The organism is Micromonospora sp. DT81.3, assembly GCF_049847225.1.
GTDB lineage: Bacteria > Actinomycetota > Actinomycetes > Actinomycetales > Microbacteriaceae > Microbacterium.
The window spans coordinates 1-3,839 of the sequence record NZ_JBNCNY010000034.1 but is presented as its reverse complement, the minus strand read 5'-3'; the positions used below and the strand labels follow the sequence as shown (position 1 = coordinate 3,839).

Annotated in this window: 3 protein-coding genes; all 3 read left to right on the top strand. The window is 66.9% G+C overall.

The annotated features are described in order from the left end of the window. The first annotated feature begins 101 nt into the window (after nt 1–101). On the top strand, nt 102–419 hold the full coding sequence (locus ACPW96_RS23165) for a hypothetical protein (RefSeq protein WP_425886087.1): 318 nt from the start codon (nt 102–104) through the stop codon (nt 417–419). 14 nt (nt 420–433) lie between these two features. Beyond that, entirely contained in the window at nt 434–2,032 is a 1,599-nt protein-coding gene (locus ACPW96_RS23160) for a M14 family metallopeptidase (protein WP_425886089.1), read from the top strand. A gap of 187 nt (nt 2,033–2,219) precedes the next feature. Then, on the top strand, nt 2,220–3,839 hold a 1,620-nt coding region (locus ACPW96_RS23155), incomplete at its 3' end, for a S8 family peptidase (RefSeq protein WP_425824057.1).

Here is a 3,839-nt window from a genome sequence, read left to right as displayed (position 1 = left end):
ACGGAGCCGCCCCCGACTTCATCCCCGCCTGGGCCAACACCCCCGGCGTCCACCCCATCACCGGCGACTACCGGTAAAACACCCCTACAAGCGAGCGATCCATGCCTGACGAGCCGATAATCCATCTCGAAGTCCGCGCGGCCACGCTGGCCGAGCTGAAGAGCTATACCGACGAGATTCAGGCCGATCTCGGCTGCCGCGCGACGGCCGTCCGCAGGGACGGCGACTATGTGGTGGACGCGTACCTGCCAGAGGGCAAGATCGACGCGGCGCGCAACGTGCGCGCTGCACAGAACGTGGCCATTCGGGTGGTCGAGAACGCCACCGAGGTCGGGCGCCAACGGCAGCAGGAGGTCGGCGATGGCAACCGCTTCGCCGCGAGGGGCGAAATTCCTCGCGGTCTCGGCCGGAAGGAGTAACCGACGTGGCTTACATGAATGTGGATGAGGTGGAGTCGGCGCTGGAGAATCTCGCGGCCGCATATCCGTCGCTTGCCACGCTTATCGAACTGCCGCACGCCACCCATGAGGGCCGTCGCAGCCGTGTGCTCAAGGTGGGGACGGCGGATCCGCTCGCGGAGGGGATCCTTCTGCTCGGCGGCATGCACGCGCGTGAGTGGGTGCCGCCGGATGCGCTGGTCTCGCTGGCCGCAGATCTGCTCGAGGCCTACGACTCCGGAACGGGACTCGCATACGGTGGTGCCAACTTCACCTCGGCCGACGTCCGACGTGTCATGGAGACGGTGCACGTCTACTTCTATGCCTGTGTGAACCCGGATGGGCGACGGTTCAGCCAGAACAGCGACCCGATGTGGAGGAAGAACCGACGTCCGCATCCGTCCGGGGGCGCGTGCGTAGGTGTCGACCTCAACCGCAATTTCGACTTCCTCTGGGATCACCTGACCAAGTTCGCTCCCGACTCGGGTGTGAGCGCCTCGGACGACCCGTGCAATGCGAACGTCTACCGTGGCCCGTCGCCGGCTTCGGAACCGGAGACCCGCAACGTGATGTGGATGCTCGACACGGCTCCACACATCCGCTGGCACATCGATGTGCACAGCGCTGTGCCGGTGATCCTGCACAACTGGGGAAGCGATCAGAATCAGACGGCGCAGCCGGCCGAGAACTTCCTGAACGCCGCCTTCGACGGCGTGCGCGGGCGCCGGGATGACGGGGTGTACGGGGAGTTCATCCCCTCCGCCGACCTGGGCGCCGTCACCGCCATGAGCGCTCGGATGAACGACGCCGTGCGGGCCGTGCGAGGCGACGATTACGGATTCGAGCAGGCATACAGTCTGTATCCGACGTCGGGTGCGAGCGACGACTACGCGTACAGCCGTTCCTTCGCCGATGCGGCGCGGCCGACTGTCTACGGCTTCACGATCGAGTGCGGCCACAGCTTCCAACCCACCTGGGCAGAGGCCGAGGAGGTCATCCGCGAGGTGTCGGCAGGGATGATCGCGTTCGGTCTCGCGGTCGCGGAGCGGGGCGCGGGTCCGGCGGAGGTGGTGTATGGGGGTAAGGACATTGCGTTGGTGCGGCAGACTCCGGGGTGGGCGTCGATCCCGGTCGCGTTCGCGAACGGGGACGGCACCTGGAACATCACCAACGGTCCGGTCGATGACTTCATCACCTCGTGGGCCAGCGCTCCCGGCGTGCGGGTCATCGCCGGCGACTTCAACGGCAACGGGCTGACCGATCTGGCGTTGGTGCGGCAGACCCCGGGGTGGGCGTCGATCCCGGTCGCGTTCGCGAACGGGGACGGCACCTGGAACATCACCAACGGTCCGGTCGATGACTTCATCACCTCCTGGGCCAGCGCCCCCGGCGTGCGCGTCATCGCCGGAGACTTCACCCAGAACGGGCTCACCGACCTCGCGTTGGTACGGCAGACCCCCGGCTGGTCCACCATCCCGGTCGCCGCATCCACCGGCGACGGCAACTGGAACATCACCAACGGAGCCGCCCCCGACTTCATCCCCGCCTGGGCCAACACCCCCGGCGTCCACCCCATCACCGGCGACTACCGGTAAAACACCCCTACAAGCGAGCGATCCACAACGACGCTGGATGCCGCTCCCGACTGCACCTCGCAACGCCGGGTCACCGGGCATCGGCATCCGTGTCACTTACACCTGCATCTCTTCACCACTGACGCGACCATAACCAGAAAGCATCTCAGCTCGTCGCGCCATCGCAGCCATATGAAAGGAAACCGTCATGGACAAGGAATACTTCGTTCGAGGGCAACGGAAGTCGGTAGAGCGGATCGACGAGGTCGTCGCGATCAAGGTCGCGCAGTCGGAGTCCGGGTCGCTCGCGGACGAGAGCGATTTCGGCCCGCCCGCCTCGCTCGACCAGCGTGGCCTCGAGGATGAGAGCCTGGAGGCGTTCCGTAAGGCGAACTGGGTCTTCGTCGAGCCACCGAGCGGCACGTCGCCTCGAATCGATGCGCGCGACGACGTCGACGAGGTGGACGCCGTCGGCTCGCTCGTCAAGCGGGAGAACGGCCGCTTGGGGATCGTCACGAAGCGCCTCAGCGTGCAGCTGCGGGAAGAGTACTCGGAGGACGAGGTGAAGGCGATCCTGGCAGAGACCGGGCTGACCCCGGTGAATCGGCTGCCCTTCGCGCCGAACCTCTACGAGGTCGACACGACCGTGCACGAGGATGCGCTCGATGCGTCCGTCGCCCTGAACGACGATCCGAGGTTCACCCTGGTCGAGCCGAGCATCATCGAGCACATCCCGGAGCGCTTCACGCCCAGCGACCCTCGCTACGGGGAGCAGTGGCAGTGGGCCAATACCGGCCAGGCCGGGGGCACAGCGGGAGCGGACGTCAGCGCCGAGGCTGCCTGGGATACGACGCGGGGCGCCGGCATTACGGTGGCCGTGATCGACAACGGCTTCAACGCGGCACACGAGGATCTGCAGGCAGCTGTGACCGCGACATCGGGCGCGTTCCTGTCAGGAGCGGGCACGTCGACGTTCAGCCAGGCGGATGCGGACATGCCAGGCAGCGACCACGGCACGTTCTGCGCCGGCATGGTCGGTGCCCGCCAGAACAACGGCGCAGGTGGATGCGGCGCTGCACCGGAGTCGAACCTGATGCTGGTTGCCTGCCTAGGTGACCAGGTCGGCACCCAAGTCACGTTGGCGCGTGCTGTCGCCTACACGGCCGACCCCTCCCTGGAGGTCAACGGGGCAGACCCCGCGAGCGGCGCAGACATCCTTGTGTCGAGCCTGGGCCCCAACGGGGCGGACTGGGACCTCACCGCCGTGCTCGCGCTGGCCATTGAGTTCGCCGCTGCCAACGGTCGTGGTGGTCGAGGTATGGCCATCTTCTGGGCCGCGAGCAACGGGAACAACGTCGACGTGCTTCAGGACGAAGTCGTCTCGCACCCGGATGTGATCGCCGTTGTGCGGTCCACCCGAGCGGACCTCGAGGACAATGCGGCCAGGGGTCCGGAAGTCGAATTGATCGCACCCGGCGTCGACGTCGTGAGCACCAGGGGCAACGGCGGATACGGGTCCAGTACCGGCACCAGCTTCGCTGCGCCGTGCGCGGCCGGCTGCGCCGCGCTGGCGCTGTCGGTAAAGCCCGAGCTCACGCGGGATGAACTCCGTCAGATCATGCGCGATTCGGCGGACAAGATCGGTGGAGTGGCCTACGACGCCAACGGGCACAACGACGACTACGGGTTCGGACGAGTCAACGCGGAGGCAGCCGTGCAGCTCGCGGCGAACGCCGGGGCGTCGGTGTATCGGGGTAAGGACATTGCGTTGGTGCGGCAGACTCCGGGGTGGGCGTCGATCCCGGTCGCGTTCGCGAACGGGGACGGC

Excerpts from the sequence above, each read along its gene's own strand:
- ACPW96_RS23165 (WP_425886087.1), top strand. The coding sequence starts at position 102 with ATGCCTGACGAGCCGATAATCCATCTCGAAGTCCGCGCGGCCACGCTG.
- ACPW96_RS23160 (WP_425886089.1), top strand. The coding sequence starts at position 434 with ATGAATGTGGATGAGGTGGAGTCGGCGCTGGAGAATCTCGCGGCCGCA.